Origin of the sequence: uncultured Planktosalinus sp., assembly GCF_963973675.1 — a bacterium.
Lineage (GTDB): Bacteria > Bacteroidota > Bacteroidia > Flavobacteriales > Flavobacteriaceae > Planktosalinus.
In genome coordinates, this window is sequence record NZ_CAXBAN010000447.1 from 1 (window position 1) to 1,831 (window position 1,831).

The following is a 1,831-nucleotide window of genomic DNA, read 5'->3' on the forward strand; positions in this document are numbered from 1 at the left end:
TTTGACAAATTTGATTTGATAGAATGTAAAATGGAAAATAATATTTTAAGTGTTTAAACAACAATTCCAACTCAGCTTCGTAGCTACTAAAATCACTGTAAATAGCGCTCACTTCATATTCCAATTGTTGTTGAAGTGTATCATTCATTTTATGAATCCAGATACTGTCATGAAAGTTTTCCGGAAATAAATAAGGATAAGCGTTTTTTAAATTTTGAAGGTTTTCAGGAGTGGCTTTGGCAAATTTTTCATCAAACCGATCAATTTCAACACGAACGGGAACATCAAGTATCGCATCATCTATTTTTTTTTCATCAGAGCAGGCATACATTATAACAAAAACCAATAAAAGAAATCTAAAGTACTTCATAAACTAACTGTGATTAATCCGTTTGTTATTTTAACGAAAATATGCTATTTTAATTTTATATTTAGGCTCGCAAAATAATTATGCAAAGGTACTATTAACATCAACACCGTAGTTACTATGCAAACAGAAAATGTTGTTAAACATATTGTAAACTGGCTGAAAGAGTATGCAACCAATTCAAAAATGGAGGGCTTTGTGATTGGAATCAGTGGCGGTATTGACTCAGCAGTCACATCAGCATTGTGTGCAAAAACAGGATTGAGAACTTTATGTGTTGAGATGCCCATTCATCAGGCTATCAATCAAGTGAACAGAGGCAAGGAGCACATAGAGAGTTTACAAAAAAAACATGCGAATGTAAGCTGTATTGAAGTGAACCTTACTCCTGTTTTTGAAACCTTCAAAACTCAAATTCCTACAAACCAAATGCTGCCTTTTCTGGATTTAACACTTGCCAATACCCGCGCTCGGTTGCGAATGACAACCTTGTATTATTTTGCCGGACTTCACCGCTATTTAGTTGCAGGAACTGGAAATAAAGTAGAAGATTTTGGTGTTGGTTTTTACACAAAATATGGTGATGGAGGTGTGGATATCAGTCCTATTGCAGACTTGATGAAAAGTGAAGTTTATGAACTGGGAAATTATTTAAATATTTCAGATTCTATACTAAATGCAAAGCCAACAGATGGTCTTTTCGGTGATGACCGCAGTGATGAAGAACAGCTTGGAGCTAGTTATGACGAACTTGAATGGGCAATGAAAATGGATCAGGAAGGAGGTGATATCGTAAATTTTTCAGACAGGGAAAAAGTGGTATTTTCTATCTATAAAAAACTAAATTCTACTAATCAACACAAAATGAATCCCATACCCATTTGTAAAATTCCTATCAAACTTAAATAGGAACTGCATTTTAACGATTTTTAGCGAACTTTAACGAAAAGTACTCTTACAAACAAGGTATTTTTATACATTTGTTTTGTAGTAAAATTTTTACAAAACTATTTTGTATTTCCTACAAAGACGATTTTAAATATAAATTGCTAATAATTTGTCAACCTCACAATTATGACTTCAATAATAATAGCAGACCATCACCCCATGATGCGCAAGGGAATTTCCTGCCTACTTAAAAAAAATACCAACTACACTATTATTGACAAAGTGAATAATGGCGAAGAGATGTTTAAATCACTTCGCAAACAACTTCCCGATGTATTGGTTATGGAAATTGACATGCCTCAGGTAAACGGAATTACCGTTTTGAGAACCATAAAAGCAGAGTTTCCTGAACTGAAAGTGTTAATTTATTCTTGTCATCCTGAAGAAATTTATGCCTTACGTTCAATTAAGTCAGGAGCTTCAGCTTATGTGTCTAAAACAGCTTCCACAAAGCTTTTTACAAAAGCATTGAAGAAAGTTTCCAAAGGAGGTGTCTATTTAAACGACGAACTCACC

At 33.8% G+C, this 1,831-nt stretch carries 2 protein-coding genes and 1 pseudogene; 2 read left to right on the plus strand and 1 reads right to left on the minus strand.

Features of this window, described 5'->3' with window-relative positions; all coding sequences use genetic code 11:
* Window positions 1–370, minus strand: a pseudogene (locus tag AACY61_RS13170) (gliding motility lipoprotein GldB); the annotation flags it as partial.
* 117 nt (window positions 371–487) lie between these two features.
* Between AACY61_RS13170 and nadE the strand changes: the two are divergent.
* On the plus strand, window positions 488–1,276 hold the full coding sequence (gene nadE / locus AACY61_RS13175; RefSeq protein WP_339612041.1) for an NAD(+) synthase: 789 nt from the start codon (window positions 488–490) through the stop codon (window positions 1,274–1,276).
* Between the two features lie 165 nt (window positions 1,277–1,441).
* The coding region (locus AACY61_RS13180) for a response regulator transcription factor (protein ID WP_339612042.1) at window positions 1,442–1,831 on the plus strand (390 nt) is incomplete at its 3' end.

Bases quoted from the DNA above. Each gene is read 5' to 3' on its own strand.
- nadE (WP_339612041.1), top strand. From the start codon at position 488: ATGCAAACAGAAAATGTTGTTAAACATATTGTAAACTGGCTGAAAGAG.